This is a genomic window from Sphaerisporangium rubeum (assembly GCF_014207705.1).
Classification (GTDB): domain Bacteria; phylum Actinomycetota; class Actinomycetes; order Streptosporangiales; family Streptosporangiaceae; genus Sphaerisporangium; species Sphaerisporangium rubeum.
In genome coordinates this window covers 6,115,142-6,136,999 of the sequence record NZ_JACHIU010000001.1, presented here as the reverse complement: position 1 = coordinate 6,136,999, position 21,858 = coordinate 6,115,142, and the positions used below count along the sequence as shown (strand labels likewise).

Genomic DNA, 21,858 nt, shown 5'->3' with positions numbered 1-21,858 from the left:
GGCGAGAAGGGGGCCCGCCGGTCGGCGGGCCCCCTTCTTCGTGTCGCGGACGAAGCGCGGGTTGAAGACTGTCAGGCGTTCATGCGCTCGACAAGGCTCTTCGGCCGCATGTCGGTCCAGTTCTTGTTGACGTAGTCGAGGCACGCCTCGCGGGTGTCCTCGGGGTGGGCCACGTCCCAGCCGGCGGGGACCTTCACGAAGGCCGGCCACAGCGAGTGCTGGCCCTCGTCGTTCACCAGGACGAGGAAACGGCCGTCGGGGTCGTCGAACGCGTTCATTGGTTTCTCCTGCTCGGTCGGTCTGCTGTAGAGAATGTACGGAAAGGATCAGCGGTAGGCGCGGGACTGGAGTTCGTACAGTTCGGCGTACAGGTCGCCTCTGGTCATGAGCTGGTCGTGGTCGCCGATCTCGCGGATGCGGCCGTCCTCCAGCACGATGATCAGGTCGGCCATGCGGACGGTGGAGAACCGGTGCGAGACCAGCAGCGTCACCGTGCCGTTCTGCCGGCCCGAGCGGGCCGCCTCGGCGAACCGTTCGAACAGCGCGTGCTCGGTCTGCGGGTCCAGCGCCGCCGTCGGCTCGTCGAACACCACGAGCAGCGGGTCCTCGCGCACCAGGCCCCGGCTGAGCGCCAGCTTCTGCCACTGGCCGCCGGACAGGTCCACCCCTTCGCTCCACGTGGTGCCGAGCTGGGTGTCGAGGCCCTGTGGCAGCGCCTCGACGACCGTGGTGGCGTCGGCCCTGGTCAGTGCGCCGTTCAGCACGGCGTCGTCGCCGACCTTGGCGGTGTCGGCCACGCCGACGGTCTCCCTGGCGAGGAACTCGAACTGCGCGAAGTCCTGGAACGCCGTGCTGACCCGCTGGTGCCAGCGCCTGGTCGGCACTCGTGCCAGGTCGTCGCCGTCCACGAGGATCTGGCCGCCGTCGGGCTGGTAGAAGTCGCACAGCAGCTTGACCAGCGTCGTCTTGCCGGCGCCGTTCTCGCCGACCAGCGCGACCACCGAGCCGGCCGGCAGGTGCGCCGACACGTTCGCGAGGATCGGCCGGTCGGTGCCGGGGTAGTGGAACGTCACGTCGTCCAGGTCGATGCCGTGCCGCAGCCGCTCCGGCACCGGCAGCGGGTCGGGGGTCGGCTTCACCGCGGACCTGGCGTACTGCTCCAGCCACAGGAACCGGCGGGCCTGCTTCAGCGTCCACAGGAAGTCGCCGCCGTACCCGACGGTGCCGGCCACGACCATCCCCATCTCGACCGCGAGCTGCACGACGAGCACGACGTCGCCGACGCCGGCGCGGCCGTTCAGCGCGAGCGTCAGCACCAGCGCGATGGCGCCGATGAACGCGCCGGCGTTGACCAGCGCGTCGATGCCCTTGAGCCGGGCCGCGCGCCAGTCGGCCTCGTTGCGCGCCGACAGCACCTCGTCGGCGGCGACGTGGTGGCGGCGCACAATCTCGTCTGTGAGGCCGAAGACCCGCAGCTCCTTGCCGGCGCCTGCGGTGGTGCCGACGTCGTACAGGTGACGGCGCAGCCGCTCGGGCTCGCTGGTGTCCTCCTGCGCCTCGACGCGGATGTCGTTGGCCTTGCTGCTGATGAACATCGAGACGCCGGCGACCAGCGCCAGCGACAGCAGCGCGGGGTGCACCTGCGCGAGCAGGATCGAGGTGGTGACGAACGCCACGATCGCGGCGACGAAGCCGGCGGAGGCGTTGGTCATCTCGGCGAGGCTCTCGCGTTCCTCACGCAGCCGGTAGATCTGGTCGAGGTACTCGGGCCGCTCGTGGTGCGCGAGGCCGTCGATGCCGCCGATGAGGTTCATCAGCTTGCGGTCGGCGAGGGCCTGCGTGCGTTCGATGACGGTGAAGATGCAGTGCGCGTTGTAGTACATGCCGACGAGCAGCACCGCGATGGTGGCGCTGAGCACGGTGCCGGCGACCAGCGCCTGGTCCAGGTCCTTGGCGATGGCGGCGTCCACCAGCAGTTTGCTGCTGTACGCCATGAACGGCCCGACCAGGCCGAGCGCGACCTCGGTGACGATCTGGAAGGCGGCGTGCCACGGCGCGGCGCGGAAGCCGAAGCCGATGGTCGTGACGAACGCGCGGTAGGTGTCACGCATCAGGGGCTCCTTCGCGCGTGTGGAAGCGGCCCGCCTGCAGGTTGAACATGTGCGCGTACCGGCCGCCGAGGGCCAGCAGCTCCTCGTGGGTGCCGTCCTCGGCCACCTGGCCGTCGCGGACCACGATGATGCGCTCGGCGCGGCGCACCGTGGAGAACCGGTGCGAGATGAGGATGGTGGTCAGGCCCTCGGTGAGGTCGATGAACCGTTCGTACAGGTCGGCCTCGGCCCGCACGTCGAGCGCGGCGGTCGGCTCGTCCAGCACCAGCACCCTGGCGCCGGCCTCGACGGCGAACAGCGCGCGGGCCAGCGCGATGCGCTGCCACTGGCCGCCGGACAGGTCCACGCCGTTCTCGTACTCGCGCGACAGCACGGTGTCCCAGCCGTGGGGGAGGGCCTCGATGACGTCGAGCACGCCGACCTTCTCGGCGGCGGCCCGCATCATGTCCAGATCGCCGGCGTGCTCGGGTGCGCCGAGGCCGATGTTGTCGCGTACCGGCAGGTGGTAGCGGGAGAAGTCCTGGAACAGCGCGGCGACCCTGCGGCGCCACTGCTGCGGGTCGAGGGTGGAAAGGGCCGCGCCGTCCACGGTGATCCGGCCGCCGGTCGGCTCGTACAGGCCGCTGAGCAGCTTGACCAGGGTGGTCTTGCCGGCGCCGTTCTCACCGACGATGGCGAGCGAACGGCCGGCGGCGATCTCCAGGTCGAAGTTCTCCAGCACCGGACGCTCGGAACGCGGGTAGTGGAACGACACCCCTTCGAACCTGATGGCCTTGGCCGGCGCGTCCGGCGCCACCACGGCCGTCAGCGCACGCGGAGCACGTTCGCCTTCCGTGGCGTTCGCCGTCAGGCGTTCCTCAAGGCTGAGGAGCTTCGGCACGGTGACCGAGGCGTAGGACAGGTAGAAGTGCTCGTCGCCGACGGCGTAGGAGTTGGCGCTGATCAGCGCGTTCAGGAACACCGCGAGCGCGCCGATCTCCAGGTTCCCCCGGATGGCGGCGAACGCCAGCAGGCCGAACGACGCCGCGTTCAGCGCCAGGATCGCGCCGCTGGAGGCCAGCACCACCAGCGGACGGGGACGGCGGGCCGCGGCGACCGGGCCGATGGCGCGGCGCCAGCTCCGGTCGAACCGGTCGACCAGCCAGTCCTTGATCCCCCAGACCCGGATCTCCTTGGCCGCGGGGCCGCTGAGCGCCAGGTCACGGGTGTACTCGACGCCGCGCAGCTCGGTGCTCTGCTTGTACCCCTCCTCGCCGATGCGCGCGTAGTCCCGCTGCATGCGGTACACCACGAGCGGCCAGGCGATCAGCCACAGCAGGCCGAGCCACCACTCGAACGCGAACAGCACGACGACCGAGCCGAGCGCACCGAGCCAGTTGGCGAGCACGGTCGGCAGGGCCTCCACGGTCTGGCTCGGCCGGTAGGCGCTCATGCCGAGGCCCCGCACGATCCGGATCTCGTCCTGGATCGCCGGGTCCTCGAGATGCGCCACACCGCCGGGTCTGTTGACCGCGGTCAGCACGCGTTCCTGCAGGTAACGGTCGAGGTCGCGGCCGAGTGTGGCGGCCGAGGCCGCCATCACCGGCACGACGGCACGCTCGGCCACCACCAGCGCGCCGATGGCCACCAGCAGGCCGGTCGCCGTGCCGGCCGCGGCCGACCCTGGACCGGCCTTCACGGCGTCCACGATGGTCCCGATCAGCAGACCGGTGGTCACCGCGATGGCGATGGGAAGGACGGCGGCCAGCACGACGCTGACCCCGAGCGTCCAGGTGCGTGCCCTGCCGACCTTCGGCAGGACGCGCAGGACGATCAGGATGCTCCGCGCCGTCTCAGGCAACCGCCAGGGGGGGCGGGTCCCGCCCCCCTGGCCGGCGCTCGCTGGCGCGGCGCCTTCTCGTGTGTTCACGGTCTCACGCACTTTCGCTGATGGGGCTCGAAGGAGTGTTCCGTGTCAGATCAGTCGTGCGGTCGCGAGGCCGCGCTGCGCGCGGGACTTGCGGAAGTCGGTGGTCACGCTCACCCGCTTCAGCCACCGGTCCCGGCCATCGTACGACGCGATGAACGCGCGCCTGCCGTGCGCGAGACGGTGGTTGTTGATGATGAGAATGTCCCCCGGTTCGAGCACGACGTCGGCGACGTTGCGCTCCAGCATCTCCTCGGCGGCGGAGAAGGCCTCCTTGGCCTCCGGGTCGTCGTCGGGGACCTCCATGAAGTACGGGTCGATCCTGATGTACGGCTTGCTGCGGTCACCCCACAGCACCGCGACCCGCACGTCGTCCTTCTTCAGCCGGTCGATCTCACTGAACTTGGCACCGTCCTCGTGACCGGTGAGGTTGTTCTCGGCCAGGTGGGAGTCGTCGGGACGGATGATGAAGCGGTCCTGCATCAGGATGTCGATGTGCTCGTCGGAGAGCTGGTCGACACGGATGTCGGCCACGATGGACGCGATCCCCTTGAGGTTGCGCAGGCAGCCGAGCAGCAGGAAGTCCGCGCGGTACGGGTGGAAGGCGTCCTCGGTGTGCAGGGTCAGCAGCTCGGTGCTGCCGATCCCCATCTGCTCGGTCTCGTACCCCTTGATGGGGAAGATGTCGTGCACGAGCCTGCCGTCCTGCTGGGTGCGCCACGCGAACGGCTCACCGAGCAGGGCCCCGTGCAGCAGCATCAGGATCTCCTCGGCGAACTCCGGGGACGGCGTCGGCCGGCCCCGCCAGTGCGCGGGGGTGTCGCCGATGCGCTCGTCGTCGATCTTGTGGCCCCGGATGACGCAGTAGCCGTTGTGGTCGTCCAGGGCGAAGTTGCGGATGTACCTGCGCTGCGCGACCGGCAGGTCGGCGGCGATGACGGGGAGCTCGCGCAGCAACTCCTCGTCCTCGGGGCCGCTGTACTGCTGGGCCAGCTTCAGCGTCAGGTTTTCGATCATGTCCGCCTCGTCGGCGGAGATGACGTGGATCGGGTCGTTCGCAGGCGTCATCATGGTCTCCGATATCGAGTGCTGCCGATGTTTCTAAAAATGAGCAGGCTCTCGACCGCCGAATTTCACCTGCCCGGCCCCGCGGCGGCCAGAACGGCACTCGTCGCGCGGGGCACTCGGTTTCTCTCGTTGTTTATCTCTGAACAGGCCGGCGTCGGCTGAAAGCCCTCGCCGGTGGAATTCCTCCGTCCTCCCGGTTTCCTTTTCTCAGGTCGCCTGGTTCATCGCACCGGTCACGAATTCGGCGAACCTGTCCAGCCCTTCGTCGATCAGCGCGGCGTCCAGAGCACTGCAGGAAAGCCGTATCTGTCGCGTCGGGGTCTGGCCGTCGTAGAAGTGGTGCATGGGGACCCACAGCACGCCGTGCTCACGAGCGCAGCGTTCGAGGTGCTCGTCGGTCACGGTGAACGGCACCGTGAGCACGACGAAGAACCCGCCACCCGGCGTGTTCCACGTCACCTCGACCGGACCGCCAGGGGGGAAGCGCCGCGCGAGGCCGTCGAGCAGCCGCCGGAGGTTGTCGCGGTACACCTGCCGCAGTCCGGCGTTGGCGGAGTTCAGGCTGTAGTCCGATTCGATGAGCTTGCCGGCCACCAGTGCCTGCGCGAACGCCGGCGTGTTGACGGTCAGCATGCTCTTGATCTTGGAAAGCTGGTCGGCGAACAGCTCGGGCCGTTCCGCCTGGCCGTCCCACACGTACTGGTCGGCCACCGCGAACCCGACGCGCGCGCCGGGGAAGCAGGTCTTGGCGAACGATCCGAGGTACACGACCCGGCGCCGGGTGTCCAGGGACTTCAGCGTCGGGGGCCGCTCGTCGTCGAGGGAGAACAGGCCGTACGGGTTGTCCTCCAGCAGCAGCAGGTCCTCGCGTTCGGCGATCTCCAGCAGCCGGTGCCGTGTGGCGGCCGACAGGCTGTACCCCGACGGGTTGGAGAAGTCCGGCACGAGGTACAGCGCGCGTGGCCGCAGGCCGCCGGCCCGTGCGCGGTCGATCACCGCCTGGAGGTCGGTGAGGTGCTCGGCGTCCTCAACCCCGAGCACCGGCATGTCGACGAGCTTGGCGGCGCCGGTGATGCCGACGTACATCGGCGACACCGCGAGCAGCACGTCGCGCTCGTCGGCGCGCAGCGCGCGCAGCACCAGGTACATGGCCTCCTGGCAGCCGACCGTGACCACGATGGACTCGGGGTCGGCCTTGATGCCTTCGTCCACGGCGAGGTTGCGCGCGATGAACTCGTGGATGACCCCCTTGGTCCTGCCGTACTGGAACAGGGTCCGCACGACCTGCTCGGAGGTCTGGCCGAGTTCGTCCGCGAGGTATTCGCAGTACGTCCGCAGGTGCCGGTGCAGGTCCTCGACGCGGAAGAACCCCTCGAAGGGCCGGCCCGCGGCGAACGAGATGGCGCCGGGGAAGCGCATGACCAGCTCGTTGAGCAGGTTCATGCCTTCGAGCGCCGGGTCGGTCAGCGACGCGTGCAGCTCGGCCGTCAGCAGGTCCGCCAGCGGTGCCTGGCCCGGTGTCAGCATGGACGGTCCTCCCGCACGTGCGTGACCCGCAGGTCGCGTGCCGCCGCCGGGCCGGCGCAGCCGGTCAGCGCCAGAGCGTGGGTGAACTCCTCGCGCAGGATCGTCAGCACGGTCTCCACGCCGCGCTCGCCGTCCGTCGCGAGCCCCCACATGACGGGACGGCCGAGCAGCACGCCGTCCGCGCCGAGCGCGAGAGCCTTGAGCACGTCGGTGCCGTGCCGCACCCCGCCGTCCACGAGCAGTTCGCAGCGGCCCGCGACGGCCTCGGCGACCGCCGGCAGCGCGGCGACACCGGCCGGCGCGCCGTCGAACTGACGGCCCCCGTGGTTGGACACCACGACGGCGTCGGCGCCGTGCTCCACCGCGAGCACCGCGTCCCTCGGGTCGAGCACGCCTTTGAGCACCAGGGGGAGCCGCGTGTTCTCCCGGACCCACGCGACGTCGCGCCAGCTCAGCGCCGGATGCATGATCGCGTCGGTGTGGGAGGCGATGGCGGAGGCCGCACCCGGCTCGCCGGCGCGCGCCACGTGGCGGTGCGGGTCGGCGAGGTTGGCGGCCACCACGTCGTGCGGCAGACGGAACCCGTTGCGCACGTCACGCAGCCGCCTGCCGTACGGCGGACAGTCCACGGTCAGCATGACGCAGCGGAAGTCCAGTGCCTCGGCGCGGCGCAGCAGGTCCACGATCTGGCCGCGGTCGCGCAGCCAGTAGAGCTGGAACCACAGCGGGCCGCCGACGGCCGCGATGTCCTCCAGCCGGTGGCTGCTGAGCGTCGCCACCGTCAGCGGGACACCGAGCGTCTTGGCTGCGCGGGCCACGGCCAGCTCGCCGTCGGGGTGGTACAGCCGGTGGTAGGCGATCGGCGCGACCGCCATCGGCAGGGTCGAGTCGGTGCCGGCCAGCCGTGCCGACGTGTCCGGTGCGGTGACGCCGGTCAGCACCCGGGGGGTCAGCGCGATCCGGTCGAACGCGGCGCGGTTGGCGCGCAGCGTCACCTCGGCGTCGCTGCCGCCGGAGACGAAGTCCCACGTCTCCGGCGGCAGCGCCGCCTCGGCGGCCTGCTCGACCTCACCGATGGTCAGTGGTCGCACCGGCATGGTCAGGACTTTCCGCGCGACTGATCGAGTTCGACGGCTTCGTAGAGCGCCTTGATGTTGCCGCTGCCGAAGGTCGTGGCGCCGGCGCGCTCGATGACCTCGTTGAAGTACGTGCGGCGCGCCGTGGTGGAGCGGGTGAAGCTCTGGAACAGCAGCCCGTCGTGGTCCTGGTCGGCGAGGATGTTGAGCCGCTCCAGCTCCTCGAGGGTGTGTTCGCGCAGGACCGGCACCCGGTCGCCGACCATCTCGTAGTAGCTGGCAGGCGGGTCGAGGAACTCGACGCCGCGTTCCTGCAGCGCGGCCGCGGTGGTCACGATGTCTTCGCACGTGAAGGCCATGTGCTGCACACCGGGGCCGGCGTTGGACTTGACGAACTCGTCGATCTGGCCGGGCTCGCCGCTGGTGTGGCCGGGTTCCAGCAGCACCAGGGTGACGTCGCCGCCGGCGTTCTGCACGACCTTGGAGTCCATGACCTGCTCGCCGGCGACGGTGCGCTCCTTGAAGATCATCGTGAAGCCGAGGACCCTCTCGAAGAACCGCACGTGCGGGTCGACGCCGCCTGGCGGCAGGCAGACCGCGAAGTGGTCGAGCACCTTGAGCCCTGTGCCGTGGCCGCCGGGGTCCGCCACGACCGGCAGCCACGGCACGGGGTTGTCCCCGGCGTCCGCGGGGAGCTGCACGAAGCGCAGCGCCACGTCGCCGAAGCCCTGGATGGCGGCGGTGACGCCGTCGCCGAGCGGCGCGGGGGCCGCGATCGGCCGCGCGCCGCGCCGCACGGCGCGGTCGAAGGCGCCTCTGGCGTCGTCCACGCGCAAAGCGATCGAGGAGACGCCGTCGCCGTGCGTTTCCACGAATTCGGACACCGGGTGGCCCGCGGACGCGGCGGAGGTCACGACGAGCGTGATTTCACCCTGCCGCAGCGCGATGGAGCGGACGCTTTCACCGTCCCCGGTGCTCGCCACGGGCCGGAAGCCGTATCGGGCCGTGAGGCCACCGGCGAACGCGTCCGCGTCACTGACATAGAACTCGACATGATTCAAATTCACGGCTTCGACCACGTCACCGTGTGGCGTTTCTCTCATAGCGGGTCTACGCCTCCGTCCTGTGGTGCACCTGGCTCTGCGACCGTCAGGCTATGAAGATCACTTTTCAATCTATTTTCAGTGTGCTGTCCGGGGTCTGTGCCGAGCTGGACTCATCTTGTGCGGAGTGGTTTTAAAATCACTCCGCCGGGCATCTCCAGTGGCATCCGCACTGGTAGACGGCTTTCAAGATCGTCTCCCGGCTTCGCCGGCCGTGATGTAACGGCATTGAGGTCCAGCGCGACATCCTTATTGGATGCGTCCGGTAAACGCGGTTCCGCAGGGTAATGCAAACCCCTTTCAATACGATTTCATCTCGCTTTCTCCAGGGCTGTGATGTATATCACTCCGGTGCGGGAAAACCAGCTTGACCCGTGGCGCTCCGCTATGGAACTCTGTGCCTGAATTGCTTCTCTATGCGAGGAAGTCGGGACATGACCGAGGCAGACGCAATCGAGCTCGTTTCGAAGCTGATAAGCCGAGGGCGTTCCATCGCGCTCAAGGACATATCCCCCTCCACTCATCTGGTCAACGATCTCGGGCTGGATTCGCTGGACGCCGCGGAACTCCTCGCGGCGCTGCACATGGAGACGGGGAAACAGCTGGATTTCACTTCTATGGAGGACTTCCAGACGGTGGGGAGCGTCGCGGACGTCCTGGTTCGTGTGCACGAGGGGAGCCACGCGTGAACACGAACACGACGACACGGGAGTACGGGACGCCGGGGGCGTACGCGGCTCCGGACGAGCACGACCCGATGTGGCTGCTCAACCAGTACCGCGCCGCCGAGGTGCACGGCGCGGGGGTCATCCTGCGCCTCAGCCGGCTCGCCGACAACCTGCAGCTCAAGAACGACCTCACCCGCCACCTGCGGGACGAGGCCGTGCACGCGTGGCTGTGGACCAAGGCGATCCACGACATCGGCGGCGACATCATGCCGGTGGACGAGCCGTACCAGACGCGGCTCGGCCACCACTTCGGCATCCCGCGCACGCTGGAGGAGATCCTGGCGCTGACCTGGGTCTCCGAGCGGCGCGGCTGCGCGCAGTACGTCGAGCACCTGGACGTGCAGGAGATCCCCTCGATCATCCGCCGCACGCTGCGCGGCATCATCAAGGACGAGACCTGGCACGTCTCCTACATCCAGGAGGAGCTGGAGCGCCGGGCCCTCGCCGACCGTGCGGTGCAGGACGTCATGGACCGCGCGCTGATCGCCGACCAGCGCGCCATGGAGGACATGACGGCCGTCGGCGCAGAGGCGGTCCGATCGACATGACGGCCCCGGCGGTGAGCGCCGGCCACCTACAGGTGGCCGGCGGGGAGCTGATCCTGGAGTCGCCCGCGCCGCCGCGCGGGCACCTCTCCTTGGAGGAGATCGTCCGGCCGTTCTCCGTGGAACGGCGATCGCTGACCGTCGTCGACCGGAATTCCGAGGTACGCCTCGGTTACGCCGACCTCGCCACGAGGGCCGCCGCCGCCGCCGAGCGGTTGCGCAAGGCGGGGGTCGAGCCGGGCACACCGGTCGCCATGACGATCTCCAACACCCTGGAGTCCATCCTGTCGGTGCTCGGGGTCTGGATGGCCGGCGGCTGCGTGGTGTCGGTGCCGCCGCCGCCGCGCGCCGCGGCGCTCCAGTGGTACCGGAGCAACTTCGTCCCGGTGCTGGAGACCATCGACTGCCGTCACTTCGTCTCCGCCGAGGACCCCGCCGACCTGCCGATGCCGGCCAAGGCCGTCGCGATCGACTCGGCCGTGCTGACCGCGGACCCGGGGGAGCGGCGCACGGTCCCCGACATCGCGATCCCGGACCGCGCGCTGGTCCAGTTCACCTCCGGCAGCATCGGCGCACCGAAGGGTGTCGTCATCCCCGCCGACCGGCTCGCCGGCCACCTCGCGATGATCAGCGACGGCATGGGGGTCACCGACGGCGAGGGTGAGTCGCTGGTGTCGTGGCTGCCGCTCTACCACGACATGGGCCTGGTGGCCATGTTCCTCACCGGCCTGTACGGCCGGGTGGACATGACCATCGCCGCGCCGAGCACGTTCGCCGGCAAGCCGTCCAACTGGCTGACCATGCTGTCGAAGTACCGGGCCACCATGACGGCCGCGCCGAACTTCGCCTACCGGCTCGCCGCGTCGGTGCCGTACGACGACGGGCTCGACCTGTCGCGCCTGCGGGTGGCGCTCAGCGGCGGCGAACGGCTGCACTGGCAGACCCTGCTGGACTTCCACGCGGTCGCGGGCCCGCTCGGCTTCCGGTGGGAGGCCATCCGGCCGAGCTACGGCCTCGCCGAAGGCATCGTCGGCAGCGCCAGCAGGCCGCTGCTGCACGGACCGGTACGCGGGCCGGGGGGTCACGTGTCGGTCGGGCCGCTGCTGCCGGGGAACCGGGCCCGGGTGCAGGCGGGACTGGAGCCGACCCCGATCCACCTCGGCGGCGAGTGGCTGCTCTCCGGCTACCAGACCGCCGAAGGTTTCCAGCCCCGGCAGGGGGAGTGGTGGGACACCGGCGACGCGGGCTTCGTCCACGACGGCGAGCTGTACGTGCTCGGCCGGCGCAACGAGGTCATCTCGCTGGCGGGCCGCAACATCTTCGCCGAGGACGTCGAGGCCATCGGCCACGACGTCGGCGCCGGCCTGGTCGCGTCCTGCGCGGCGTTCCGCGACTCCGGCGGGGACCACCGGTTCTCCGTGGTCGTCGAAGGCGGCAAGTCGCTGACCGCGTCACCCGAGGACGCCGCCGAGCTCGCGCGCAAGATCCGCGCCACGGTCACCGAGCTGCTCGGCACCCGCCTGACATCGGTACGGATCGTCCGCAAGGGCTCGATCCCGGTCACCACGTCCGGCAAGGTGCAGCGGGCCCAGTGCCGTCGGCTCCACGACGACGGAGAACTCGACCGGCGCACGCTGGCCGAGCTGAGGTAAGTCGAATTCCGACAAAGGAGAAGGGAGGCGCGTCCCACATGAGCGGCAAGATCTGGTTCGACGGCGAACTGAAGGCATGGGAAGACGCGACCGTCCACGTCAGCACCCTGGGCCTGCACTACGGCATCGGGTTCTTCGAGGGCATCCGCAGCCACGCCACGGACCGGGGGACGGTGGTGTTCCGGCTGACCGACCACCTGGAGCGGCTGCGGCGCTCGGCCGCGATCTACGGCGTGCCGGCGCCGTACTCGGTGGACGAGCTGCGGCAGGCGACGTTCGACGTCATCAAGGCCAACGGCTTCGAGGACTGCTACCTGCGGCCGATCATGTTCCTCGGCCAGGGGGCCGACCCGCTGCGCGCGCCGTTCCACACCGCGGTGATCGCGTTCCAGCACGGCCCGCTGGTCGGTGCGCCTCCCACCGGCGGCGTCAAGGCCAAGATCTCCAGCTTCCACCGGTTCACCGCCAACTCGATGCCGCCGGCCGCCAAGGCCACCGGCCAGTACCTCAACGCGATGCTCGCGCAGACCGAGGCCAGGGCCGCCGGGTGCGACGAGGCGCTACTGCTCAACAAGGACGGCTACGTCGCCGACGGCTGGGCCCACAACGTGTTCGCCGTGCACCGCGGCGAGCTGCTGACCCCGCCGACCACCAGCGGCGCGCTGCCCGGCATCACGCGGGAGACGGTGCTGACCCTGGCCGCCGAGCGCGGTATCCCGGCACGCGAGACCGACCTGGTGCGCAGCGACCTGTACCTCGCCGACGAGGTGTTCCTCACCGGCACCGCCGCCGGGATCGTCCCGGTGTCCTCGGTGGACGGCCGTCCCATCGGCGGCGGCGACCGCGGCGACGTCACCGCGACGCTCATCAAGGACCTGCACGACACCGTGCACTCCGCGAGCCACAAGGAATGGCTGGAGCCGGTGGAATGAGCCTGCAACGGGGGTACGCGGGGACGGAGAGCGACGACGTGGCCGGCTTTCGCGAGCAGGTCCGCGGCATGCTCTCCGCCTTCGACGAAAAGGACTTCGAACGCTGGGAACAGGACCGGCACATCCCGAAGGAGGTCGTCGCGTCCTTGGGGGAGGCGGGCCTGTTCCGCCGCCGCTGGGAACAGGGGGCCGAGCGGGGGGTGCCGCGGCTCGTGGCCATGTGCCAGGAGATCTGCGACGTCAGCAGCGGCCTGTCGCTCGTCGCGATGGGCCACAGCGAGATCTTCATCGGTGCGCTCCAGTGGCTCGCCAAGGGTGAGCGGCAGCAGGCCCTGCTGGAGGACGCGCTCGAAGGCCGCGTCATCGGCTGCTTCGGCTCCACCGAGCCGCGTGGCGGCTCCAGCCTCGCCGGCCTGCGGACCACCGCGGTCGCCGTCGAAGGCGGATGGCGGCTGACCGGCTGCAAGCGGTACATCTCCAACGTCGGACGCGCCGACCAGATCCTGGTGCTCGCCAAGATGGAGAACCCCGCGCACGTCGGCGACCTCAGCCTGTTCCTGCTGCCGCTGGACCACCCCGGTGTCACCCTCGACGGGTTCTTCGACACCATGGGCCTGCACGGCTGCGACGTGGGACAGGTGACGTTCGACGCCGAGCTGCCGGCCGACGCGCTGCTCGGCAACCACGGGGTCGGCCTGCTGTACGCCACGCACCTGCTGCAGTTCGAACGGCTCGCCATCTGCGCGCAGCTCATCGGCTCGGCCGCCACCGCGCTGCGCCTCGCCGTCGCGTACGCGCGCAGGCGCAGCCTCGGCCAGGACCGCATCATGGACAAGCAGGCGATCAGGCACCGCCTCGCGGCCTGCCAGGCCGAGCTGTGGAACCTCGAGAGCCGCCTGGCCCAGCTCGTCGAGACCGCGCGCACCGACGGCCGCATGCCGGCGCACGGGATCGCCGCACTCAAGCTCACCGCGGGTGAGAGCTCCTGCCGCATCATCGACACGGCGATGCAGGTGTTCGGCGCGCGGGGATATTCGAAGAACTTCCCACTCGAACGATTCTGGCGGGACGCCAGGCTCTCCCGCCTCGGTGGCGGGACCGATGAGGTGCTGGCCGACATGGTCGCCTCCGGGATCGACCGGCAGGACCCGCACGTCGATGACCTCATCGGTCGCCTGAGCTCAAGCGATCTGCCACGTCTGGACGATCGGTGACATGACTGAACAAGCCAGCCCCAAAGCGCCGGACCGGCTCCGGCCACTCGGACGCCTCCTCGGCCTCGATGCCGTCCGCGCGATCGCGATCCTCGCCATGGTCTACGTCCACGTCCTGCCGACCGGCTGGCTGACGCCGATCCTGCCGCCGGCCGAGCCGGGCCCGGTGCTCGGCTGGCTGGCGGTGAACATACCGAGCCGGCCGATGAGCCTGTTCGTGACCTGCGCCGGTGTGTCGGCGGCGCTGCTGACCGGCGGCATGAAGCCGCCGTCCGGCCGCGACATGACGCTCACGCGGCGCAGGCTCGCCATGCGGTCGGTCGCGCTGCTGCCGTTCGCGCTGCTCATGGACGGCATCGGCGAACCCATCCTGATGTGGTACGTCGTGTGGTTCCTCATGCTGATCCCGCTGCTGCGGCTCAGCGTCAAGACCCTGCTGACCATCGCCGGCGTCATGACGGTCACCAACCCGATCATCACGCTCATCGTGCTGAACTACGCCGGCGGCTTCGCCAGGGAGTTCTACACCTACCCGCCGGTGATGGGCTTCGACGTGCTGGTCAGCCCCATGGACTGGCCCGCGTTGCTGCTGTTCTACGTCACACACCCGCAGATGCTGTACGCGCTGCCGCTGCTGATCACCGGTCTCGCGATCGGCCGGATGAACCTCCACGTGCACGCGCTGCGCATCCGCATGATGAAGCTCGGCGCCATCGGCATCGCGGCGTCGCTCGTGGTGGGCTGGTTCGTCGCCACGCCGCTCGGCGTGCTGCGCGAGCTGCGTCCCCCGGGTTCCGGCACCCCCGGCACCGCCGACAGCGGACCCGTGCCGTGGGCCTCGCTGCTCATGGGGCCGCCGCACCAGCTGTACGCGCTCAGCATCCCCATGGTCGTGATGAGCATCAGCATCGCGTCGTTCCTGCTCGGCGCGTTCCTCATCATCATGGACAAGCAGCCCTGGCAGCGGATCCTGTGGCCGCTCGCCGCCACCGGCAGCCTCGCGCTCACCATCTACGTCGGCCACTTCATGGCCCTGATCCCGTTCGGTGAGCCGCCGTTCTCGTTCCACCTGTTCGTGAGCTTCCTGCTCTTCGGGTTGATCTTCTCGACGATGTGGCGCAGCTGGGCCAGACGCGGGCCGCTGGAGTGGGTGACGCACCAGGTCCTGATGCTCACGGTGCCGTACAAGAAGAAGGAGCCCGCGGAGCCCGCGCCTGCTGTGGTGCGCGAGCAGACCGACCAGCCGGCGCAGGCGTAAGGAGTTTTCCGGGTGATCACCCTCGGCAAGAAGACCACGACCGTCCTCCAGGTGGTCGCGCTGGTCGCCATCGCGGGCCAGGCCCTCGCGTTCAGGTACGAGTTCAAGGCCCCGTACACCTGCCAGATCCCGAACGTGGGACCGCTGGAAGGCAGCACGACCGGCTACACCACCCTCACCCCCGGCACGGTCAAGGTGGGGACCCCCACGTCGATCGCGCTGGCCGTGAAGGCGCCGATCGACTCGCCTGAGGACATCAACAGCTGGCACGCCGCCATCGACATCGACGTCACAGGACCGGAGAACGTCACGGTGACGACCGAGGCGAAAGGCGGCCACTTCTCCGGCGGCGACCTGATCAGCATGCAGCTGAACGGCACGTGGACCCCCACCAAGCCCGGCACCTACGAACTGCGGCCCGGCAAGGCCACGGTCACCGGTGACGTCCAGGTGTACGGCCAGGTCACCATCAACTGCACGCCTGACGACCCCGGCACGCCGTTCAAGGTCGTGACGGTCGGCTGATCCGTGGACGGTGTGCCGGGCCCCCTCCGGCACAACGTTCATCACGAGCCCGCGAGGCGTGTGCCGCGCGGGCTCGTGCCGTGAGCGGCTTCAGGCGCCGGCGGCGCGTGCGAGCAGCAGCGCCACGTCGTCGCGCTCGCCGGCCTGGCGGCGCAACTCGGTGATCGCGTCGCAGAGGTGCTCGAGGTCACGCCGCGGGCCGCCGAGCAGCGAGCACAGCACACCGATGCCGACGTCGATGCCGCGGTCCCTGGTCTCCACCAGGCCGTCGGTGTACAGCGCGAGCGTCGCTCCTGGCTTCATGACGGTCTCGCACACCCTGACCCGCTCACCGCCGCCGACCCCGAGCGGCGGGCCCGGCGCGATCGGCAGCGGCACCGGCGGGCCGTCCGCCGGCATGAGCACCGGCGGCACGTGACCCGCGCTCGCCACCGCGAGCACACCTGTGGCCGGGTCGTACGTCGCGTACGCGCAGGTGGCGATGTGGTCGGGATGCAGCCGGTGGACCACGCGGTCGAGCTGGTACAGCGTCTCCGACGGGTCCAGGTCGAGCATGGCGAGGGTCAGCGCCGCGGTGCGCACCTGCCCCATGGTGGCGGCGGCGCCGACGCCGTGGCCCATCACGTCGCCGACCACCAGCGCCGTGCGGTCGCGCGGCAACGAGATCACGTCGTACCAGTCGCCGCCGACCTCGGCGAGGTCGCCGGCCGGCAGGTAGCGGTGCGCCACCTCCAGCCCCGGCCTCCGGTGCGGCGGCGCCGGCAGCAGACTGCTCTGCAACGTCAGCGCCGTGCGCCGCTCCTTGTGGAACAGGCGCGCGTTGTCGATGCAGGTGGCCGTGCGTTTCGCCAGCTCCTCGGCCAGTGCGGCGTCGGTCTCCTGGAACGGTTCGCTGGACGACTGGCGCACCAGCACCAGGAAACCGAGCACGATGCCGCGCGCACGCAGCGGGGTCACGAGGAACGACGAGCCGCTGAGCACCTTGGCGATGACGGGACGGCCGAAGGCACGCGCGTTCTCCTCGGCGACCGCCTGGTCCAGGCGGGGGAAGAACACCGTCTTGGCGGTCGCCATGGCCTGCGCCTGCGGCAGGTACGGCGGGTAGACCGTCAGCTCACCGGCGGGGAAGGCGACGTCCCAGTCGTCGGGGTTGGTGACCGCCGTCGCCGTCGCGAGGCGGCGCACCAGCGCGCCGCTGTCGGTGGGGTGGCCGGGGAACTCGGCGTCGGTGATCAGCCCTTCCTGGACCATCAGGCCGCTGGCGTCCGCGAGACGCGGCACCGCCACGTCCACCACCTCGATGCAGGTCTGCTCAAGGTCGAGGGTGGTGCCGATGCGCTCGCTCGCGTCGTTGAGGAACGCCAGGCGATCCTCGACGGTCGCGTCGGAGGGCAGCCGTGCCTCGGCCCGGCCGCGAAAATCTTTCACGATGAACGCGCGAGTCAATGGACGCCGTCCTGTCGATAACCGTGAAGCATCGCTGGCCACGTCACGAATATAAGCCGCTCTGGACGTACAGCATAAGTGAACGCCGTTTTAATAGCGATTGTGGCGATAAATGCGGACTGGTGGAACTAACGGGTCCGACATCAGCCAAGGCACCCGGCGATATCGGACAGTAGCCGCCGCTGCTCCGCGCGAAGGAAGAAGTGGTCCCCCGGCAGCACACGCAACGCGAACGGCGCACTGGTGTGCGCGGCCCACGCCGCCATCTCCGCCTCGCGGGTCGTCGGGTCGTCGGCGCCGTGGAACGCCGTGATCGGCATGTCGAGCTTGTGCTCGGGCCGGTAGGTGTGGTCCTCGCTCATCGTGAAGTCGGCACGCAGCAACGGCAGCAGCAGTTCCAGCAGCTCGGGATGGTCGAACAACTCGGGGCTGATGCCGTCCAGCTTGCGCACCCCCGCGAGGAACACGTCGTCCGGCATGTCGTGGATACGCTCCTCGCGCGACGGCAGATGCGGCGCCTGCCGGCCGGAGACGAACAGGTGAACCGGCAGCTCACCCCCTGTGCGCCGCAGATGGCGCGTCAGCTCGAACGCGACGCCGGCCCCGAGACTGTGGCCGAACACCGCGTACGGCTTGTCGAGCAGCGGCGCGAGCCCGTCGGCGAGCGGCGGCACCAGGTCCGCCATCCGCGTGAACGGCTTCTCGGCCATCCGCGTCTCACGGCCCGGCGGCTGCACCGCGAACACCTCGATGTGCTCGGGAAGCTGCTCGTGCCACGTGCGGTAAACAGAGGCGCCGCCACCCGCGTAGGGGAAACAGAAAAGGCGTAACCGCGCCGTGGGCCGCGCGGCCCACCTCATGACCCACGGGTTTCCTCTGTTCACGGAACCTCACACATCGAGACACATCGAGACAGGCCGGTGCGTACGGAGGTTCGCCAGCCTAGCAGGGGCCCGCCGGTCACGCCGATACGCGAAAGTCCCGCCGAGGAAGGTGATTCTCGCCTCTTTTAAAATCACTTCCACGCCAGGTCAGCGGAAGGTTTCGAGCGCGCGGTCGATCAGCGCGGCGGCCTGGTCGGCGCGGGTGAATCCGGGGGAGCGCAGAGTGAAGTAGACGTTGACCGTCAGATTGTCCTCGCGGAACAGGATCGAGGTGCGGTGCACCCCGATCTCCGGCTCCTTGCGGGTGTAGCTGATCGCCTCGTCGCCGACGTCGGGGCCGTTGCGCAGATAGGTGCCGGGGCTGCGTTCCGGCTCCTCCTCGGTGGTGGCGCGCATCTGCTTGAAAGCCAGACGGGAGATGGCGACGTCGTTGAACTTCGCGATCTGCACACTGAAGAACGACCCGTCGGTGCGCTGCCACATGCAGGACCCGCGCGTCATGAACTGACGCTTGGCCGCGCCGCCGAGAAGCAGCGCCGCCTGACGGTCGGTGACCAGCGAACAGGCCCGCGGCTCCTCGGCGAACAACTTCCTCGCCGCCGGCGCCTGCGTGCCACCCGACGCCGCCGGAGTCGCTCCGCGCGCCGTGGCCACCGTCGCCGGCGCACCCGTGGCCGGCCCGCCGCCGTCCACCGGCCCGTCCCGCTGTCCGTACTTCCACACGGCCACCCCGGTCACCGTGACCAGCAGCGCCGCCAACGACGTACCGATGATCACCGGCGCCTTGTTCTTCCCGCGCACCCCGGCGGGACCCGTAGGAGCCTGGTGCGACCCGCCGGCAGGCGCGGCGGGGTCCGTGGGACGGTTCCCGGGGTGCGCGGAGGCACGGTTCCCGGGGTGCGCGGAGGCACGGTTCCCGGGGTGCGCGGAGGCGGCGAACGGTGCCGCCGGACCGCCGGGGCCGGTCGCCGATCCTCCCGGCACCGCCGACGGAGCGCGGCCGGCGAGGCGCGGCCCCGCGCCGTCCGGGGACAGCAGAGCACGCAGGTGCCAGGCGGCCTCCGCGGCCGGCATGCGGTGCGCGGGTTCCCTGGCGAGAAGCCCGCCGAGCACCGGAGTCAACGGACCCGCGAGGCGCATCGGGTCGGGATCACGCAGCAGCACGGCCGCGAACATCGCCGCGGGCTGCTCACGCGAGTACGGCGAACGTCCCTCCACAGCCGTGTACAAGGTGGCCCCGAGCGACCACAGGTCGGACTCGGGCCGGTCGTCCTCGCCGCGCAGCCGCTCAGGCGCGATGTACCCGGGAGACCCCGCCACCGCGCCGTTCTGCGTCAGCACCACGTCACCGGCGAGGCTCGCGATGCCGAAGTCGGTGAGCACCACGCGACCGTCCCCGGTCAGCAGCACGTTCGCCGGCTTCACGTCGCGATGCAGGATCCCGGCCTGGTGCGCCGCCGCGAGCGCGTCCAGCAGGCTGAGCCCGATACGCGCGACCTCGTGCGGCGGCAGCGGCCCCCGGTCCCGCACCACCTGATGCAGCGAGTCCCCGTGCACCAGCTCCATGACGATCCACGGCCGGCCGTCGTCCACGACCACGTCGTGCACCGTCACGATCGACGGATGGGCCCGCAACCGGGCCGCGGCCCTGGCCTCCCGCAGCGACCGCTCGCGCAGCTCGGTCCGTGCCGCCTCGTCCAGATCAGGCGGCAGCCGCACCTCTTTGATCGCCACGTCCTGCCGCAGCAACTCGTCGGCGGCCCGCCACACGGTCCCCATCCCACCCCGGCCGAGGGGAGCGACAAGCCGGTAACGGCCTATCAAGACACGCGGCGAAGGCGTCATGGTCACCGAGCGAACATAGCGCCTGAATCACCCGTCCCGCAGTCCTCTCCGGCCAATCCGGCACCGCCACGCCAGCGGCGACCCCGCGCGCGGCACCGGCGTCAATCCGCCGTCCCCACGCCAGCGGCGACCCGCGCGCCGCACCGGCGTCAATCCGCCGTCCCCGCGACCGCCGCGACCTTGGCGCGGCGCGGTACCAGGGACGTCGTGGTGAGCAGCGACAGCACCGCCATCACGGCCATCGCGACCCCGGTCGCCACGTGCTGCGCGACCAGCCCCGCGATCGCCGCACCGACCGCCTGCATCGTCATCATCCCCGAGGACTGCAACCCGAGCGCCTGTCCCCGCAGTTCCTCCGGCGTCAGCGCGACCAGCCGCTCCTGCAGCAGCAACCCGGCCCCGAACCCCACCGAGGCCACCGCGGAGGCCGTCGCCGCCACCGGCAGCGGCAACGGCAGCGCGAACAACAGGTACGGCACCGCCAGCAGCACCCGCAACGGCATGGTCAGCCGTCCCCGCCACCGGCCCGGCAGGAACCGTCCCACCAGCGTGTCCCCCGCCAGCATCCCGAACGCCGCCGCCATGAACAGCACCCCCGCCGCCTCAGGCGCGTACGGGACGAACAACGCCTCACACCCCACGACCAGCCCGTTCGGCACCCACATCGCGAAGTACACCCGCCTCCGCTCCGCCGACGCCAGCAGCCGCGCGTTCCCCCGCCACGTCTCCCGCAGCGACGGCCTCCCCGCGGCCCGAGGCGCACGCCTGCTCAACCCGAACCGCAGGACGAGCGCCGCCACCACGTCCAGCCCCGCCGCGACGACCAGCGCCACCCGCGGCGACAGCACCGCCACCAGCGTCCCCCCGATCCCGAACCCCAGGATCTGCATCACCCCGACCGACATGTTGAACACCGACCGGCCGAGGATGTACCCCCCTTCCGGCAGGATCTCCGTCAGCAACCCCCACCGCACCCCGCTCCCCGCCGCCTGCGCCAGCCCCATGACGACGATCACACCGAACATCCCCCAGACCGGCATCCCCGGCAGCGTCATCACCAGCGTCCCCACCGCGAACATCGAGGCGAGCCCCGCCAGCATGGCCCGAGGCGCCACCCTGTCCGCCGTGGACAGGAACACCATCGCCCCCGCCACCTGCGCGAACGACGGTCCGAACATACTGAGCGCCGACAACAGCGGCGACCCGGTGCTCGCGTACACCAGCGACCCGAGCGCCAGCCCCGCGACCGTGGACGCGGCCACCTGCGCCGACGCACCGGCGAACAACGGAGTGAACTCAGGCGCGCGGAACAGCTCCCGATAGGTACGCATGCGGGAAGTCTCCGGCGTCCCCCACCACTCGGCCACAGTTTCGGCCCCAGCCGAAACCTGAGCCCGCCGACGGGCCGGCGTGACGGAAACCCTTCGGAATCCAGGCCGGCCGGCGTGGTGGAAAACCCTTTTGAACCCACGCGGCCCCGAAGGCAGGCTGCGTCCATGCGTTCTGATGTCTCACTGCGGCCACTGGACGAGAATCTGCTGCAGGAACTGCTGGCGGCCGCCGCCGCCGACGCGGACCCCGTGGAGGTGATGCCGCCGGTGGCCGGGCCCGGGGGCTGGACGGACGAACGCCGGGAGGCGTTCCTGCGGTTCCACCGGTCGCGGTCGTTGTGCGCCGAACCGGTGGAGAGCACGTACGCCGTCGTCGTGGGGGAGACTGTGGTGGGGGCCGCTCGGCTGTTCCCTCTCACCGACGCGCGGCGCGCGGTCGAGGCGGGTGTGTGGATCGGACGTTCGTACCGCGGTGGTGGAGTCGGCCGTGCGGTGCTCAGGGGGCTTGTGGACCTTGCTCGCGCCGGCGGCGCCGAGCGGCTGTTCGCGAGCACGACCGCCGGCAACATGGCCGTTCGGCGGCTGCTCGCCGAACTCGGCGCCGAGCCGGCCTGTGACGGCGGTGACGAGGTGACGGCCTGGGTGGACCTCGCCGACGGCTGATCACCTCACGTCCGTCGAGGTCGGTCCGCACCAGGAGGCGTAGC

19 protein-coding genes are annotated in these 21,858 nt (G+C 70.3%); 8 read left to right on the top strand and 11 right to left on the bottom strand.

The window, feature by feature from the left end; all coding sequences use genetic code 11:
• Positions 1-71: 71 nt before the first annotated feature.
• The 7 genes from BJ992_RS26090 to hppD all read right to left on the bottom strand — a co-directional run bounded on the left by BJ992_RS26090 (position 72) and on the right by hppD (position 8,755).
• Positions 72-278 (bottom strand): MbtH family protein, encoded by a 207-nt coding sequence (locus tag BJ992_RS26090; protein ID WP_184985398.1) that lies wholly within the window; start codon positions 276-278, stop codon positions 72-74.
• A gap of 48 nt (positions 279-326) precedes the next feature.
• Positions 327-2,111: an ABC transporter ATP-binding protein gene (locus BJ992_RS26085; protein ID WP_184985397.1), complete on the bottom strand. Its 1,785-nt coding sequence runs from the start codon at positions 2,109-2,111 to the stop codon at positions 327-329.
• Entirely contained in the window at positions 2,104-4,020 is a 1,917-nt protein-coding gene (locus BJ992_RS26080) for an ATP-binding cassette domain-containing protein (RefSeq protein ID WP_184985395.1), read from the bottom strand. Before BJ992_RS26080 ends, BJ992_RS26085 begins: the two co-directional genes overlap by 8 nt.
• Positions 4,021-4,065: 45 nt before the next feature.
• The gene (gntD, locus tag BJ992_RS26075; RefSeq protein WP_221474984.1) at positions 4,066-5,085 is read right to left on the bottom strand and encodes a guanitoxin biosynthesis L-enduracididine beta-hydroxylase GntD; all 1,020 of its coding nucleotides are present in this window, start codon (positions 5,083-5,085) and stop codon (positions 4,066-4,068) included.
• A gap of 207 nt (positions 5,086-5,292) precedes the next feature.
• A complete protein-coding gene (locus BJ992_RS26070) occupies positions 5,293-6,612 on the bottom strand; it encodes an aminotransferase-like domain-containing protein (protein WP_184985393.1) in 1,320 nt (439 codons plus the stop codon).
• The gene (locus BJ992_RS26065; protein WP_184985391.1) at positions 6,606-7,709 is read right to left on the bottom strand and encodes an alpha-hydroxy acid oxidase; all 1,104 of its coding nucleotides are present in this window, start codon (positions 7,707-7,709) and stop codon (positions 6,606-6,608) included. The genes BJ992_RS26070 and BJ992_RS26065 overlap by 7 nt, the downstream gene beginning before the upstream one ends.
• 2 nt (positions 7,710-7,711) lie before the next feature.
• Positions 7,712-8,755 carry a 4-hydroxyphenylpyruvate dioxygenase gene (hppD, locus tag BJ992_RS26060; protein WP_221474983.1) on the bottom strand — a complete coding sequence of 348 codons (1,044 nt, stop codon included), beginning with the start codon at positions 8,753-8,755 and terminating at the stop codon, positions 7,712-7,714.
• 470 nt (positions 8,756-9,225) lie between these two features.
• Here hppD and BJ992_RS26055 point away from each other — a divergent pair, with 470 nt between their 5' ends.
• Genes BJ992_RS26055 through BJ992_RS26025 form a run of 7 tightly spaced genes read left to right on the top strand, consistent with a single transcriptional unit; the run spans position 9,226 to position 15,645 of the window.
• Entirely contained in the window at positions 9,226-9,480 is a 255-nt protein-coding gene (locus tag BJ992_RS26055; RefSeq protein ID WP_184985387.1) for an acyl carrier protein, read from the top strand.
• Complete coding sequence (locus tag BJ992_RS26050; RefSeq protein ID WP_184985385.1) at positions 9,477-10,067, top strand: ferritin-like domain-containing protein; 591 nt, start codon at positions 9,477-9,479, stop codon at positions 10,065-10,067. Before BJ992_RS26055 ends, BJ992_RS26050 begins: the two co-directional genes overlap by 4 nt.
• Entirely contained in the window at positions 10,064-11,716 is a 1,653-nt protein-coding gene (locus BJ992_RS26045) for an AMP-binding protein (protein ID WP_184985383.1), read from the top strand. Before BJ992_RS26050 ends, BJ992_RS26045 begins: the two co-directional genes overlap by 4 nt.
• Before the next feature lie 38 nt (positions 11,717-11,754).
• On the top strand, positions 11,755-12,648 hold the full coding sequence (locus BJ992_RS26040) for a branched-chain amino acid transaminase (protein WP_184985381.1): 894 nt from the start codon (positions 11,755-11,757) through the stop codon (positions 12,646-12,648).
• Positions 12,645-13,862 carry an acyl-CoA dehydrogenase family protein gene (locus BJ992_RS26035; RefSeq protein WP_184985379.1) on the top strand — a complete coding sequence of 406 codons (1,218 nt, stop codon included), beginning with the start codon at positions 12,645-12,647 and terminating at the stop codon, positions 13,860-13,862. Before BJ992_RS26040 ends, BJ992_RS26035 begins: the two co-directional genes overlap by 4 nt.
• Position 13,863: 1 nt before the next feature.
• Positions 13,864-15,120, top strand: coding sequence for a DUF418 domain-containing protein (locus BJ992_RS26030; RefSeq protein ID WP_184985377.1), 1,257 nt, complete (start codon positions 13,864-13,866; stop codon positions 15,118-15,120).
• Between the two features lie 12 nt (positions 15,121-15,132).
• The gene (locus BJ992_RS26025) at positions 15,133-15,645 is read left to right on the top strand and encodes a hypothetical protein (protein ID WP_184985375.1); all 513 of its coding nucleotides are present in this window, start codon (positions 15,133-15,135) and stop codon (positions 15,643-15,645) included.
• A gap of 90 nt (positions 15,646-15,735) precedes the next feature.
• Here BJ992_RS26025 and BJ992_RS26020 read toward each other — a convergent pair whose 3' ends face one another.
• The 4 genes from BJ992_RS26020 to BJ992_RS26005 form a co-directional block, all read right to left on the bottom strand.
• Positions 15,736-17,073 (bottom strand): SpoIIE family protein phosphatase, encoded by a 1,338-nt coding sequence (locus tag BJ992_RS26020; protein WP_184985373.1) that lies wholly within the window; start codon positions 17,071-17,073, stop codon positions 15,736-15,738.
• 161 nt (positions 17,074-17,234) lie between these two features.
• Complete coding sequence (locus BJ992_RS26015; RefSeq protein WP_184985371.1) at positions 17,235-17,951, bottom strand: thioesterase II family protein; 717 nt, start codon at positions 17,949-17,951, stop codon at positions 17,235-17,237.
• 171 nt (positions 17,952-18,122) lie between these two features.
• Positions 18,123-19,820, bottom strand: a complete 1,698-nt coding sequence (locus BJ992_RS33310) for a serine/threonine-protein kinase (RefSeq protein WP_281390718.1) — start codon at positions 19,818-19,820, stop codon at positions 18,123-18,125.
• Between the two features lie 149 nt (positions 19,821-19,969).
• Positions 19,970-21,151 (bottom strand): MFS transporter, encoded by a 1,182-nt coding sequence (locus BJ992_RS26005; protein WP_184985367.1) that lies wholly within the window; start codon positions 21,149-21,151, stop codon positions 19,970-19,972.
• 165 nt (positions 21,152-21,316) lie between these two features.
• Between BJ992_RS26005 and BJ992_RS26000 the strand changes: the two genes are divergently transcribed.
• Positions 21,317-21,814: a GNAT family N-acetyltransferase gene (locus BJ992_RS26000; protein ID WP_184985365.1), complete on the top strand. Its 498-nt coding sequence runs from the start codon at positions 21,317-21,319 to the stop codon at positions 21,812-21,814.
• Positions 21,815-21,858 lie beyond the last annotated feature (44 nt).

Coding starts and splice junctions, on each gene's coding strand:
- BJ992_RS26090 (WP_184985398.1), bottom strand. CDS start 278: ATGAACGCGTTCGACGACCCCGACGGCCGTTTCCTCGTCCTGGTGAAC.
- BJ992_RS26085 (WP_184985397.1), bottom strand. CDS start 2,111: ATGCGTGACACCTACCGCGCGTTCGTCACGACCATCGGCTTCGGCTTC.
- gntD (WP_221474984.1), bottom strand. CDS start 5,085: ATGACGCCTGCGAACGACCCGATCCACGTCATCTCCGCCGACGAGGCG.
- BJ992_RS26070 (WP_184985393.1), bottom strand. CDS start 6,612: ATGCTGACACCGGGCCAGGCACCGCTGGCGGACCTGCTGACGGCCGAG.
- BJ992_RS26065 (WP_184985391.1), bottom strand. CDS start 7,709: ATGCCGGTGCGACCACTGACCATCGGTGAGGTCGAGCAGGCCGCCGAG.
- BJ992_RS26055 (WP_184985387.1), top strand. CDS start 9,226: ATGACCGAGGCAGACGCAATCGAGCTCGTTTCGAAGCTGATAAGCCGA.
- BJ992_RS26045 (WP_184985383.1), top strand. CDS start 10,064: ATGACGGCCCCGGCGGTGAGCGCCGGCCACCTACAGGTGGCCGGCGGG.
- BJ992_RS26040 (WP_184985381.1), top strand. CDS start 11,755: ATGAGCGGCAAGATCTGGTTCGACGGCGAACTGAAGGCATGGGAAGAC.
- BJ992_RS26035 (WP_184985379.1), top strand. CDS start 12,645: ATGAGCCTGCAACGGGGGTACGCGGGGACGGAGAGCGACGACGTGGCC.
- BJ992_RS26030 (WP_184985377.1), top strand. CDS start 13,864: ATGACTGAACAAGCCAGCCCCAAAGCGCCGGACCGGCTCCGGCCACTC.
- BJ992_RS26015 (WP_184985371.1), bottom strand. CDS start 17,951: ATGAGGTGGGCCGCGCGGCCCACGGCGCGGTTACGCCTTTTCTGTTTC.
- BJ992_RS33310 (WP_281390718.1), bottom strand. CDS start 19,820: ATGACGCCTTCGCCGCGTGTCTTGATAGGCCGTTACCGGCTTGTCGCT.
- BJ992_RS26005 (WP_184985367.1), bottom strand. CDS start 21,151: ATGCGTACCTATCGGGAGCTGTTCCGCGCGCCTGAGTTCACTCCGTTG.
- BJ992_RS26000 (WP_184985365.1), top strand. CDS start 21,317: ATGCGTTCTGATGTCTCACTGCGGCCACTGGACGAGAATCTGCTGCAG.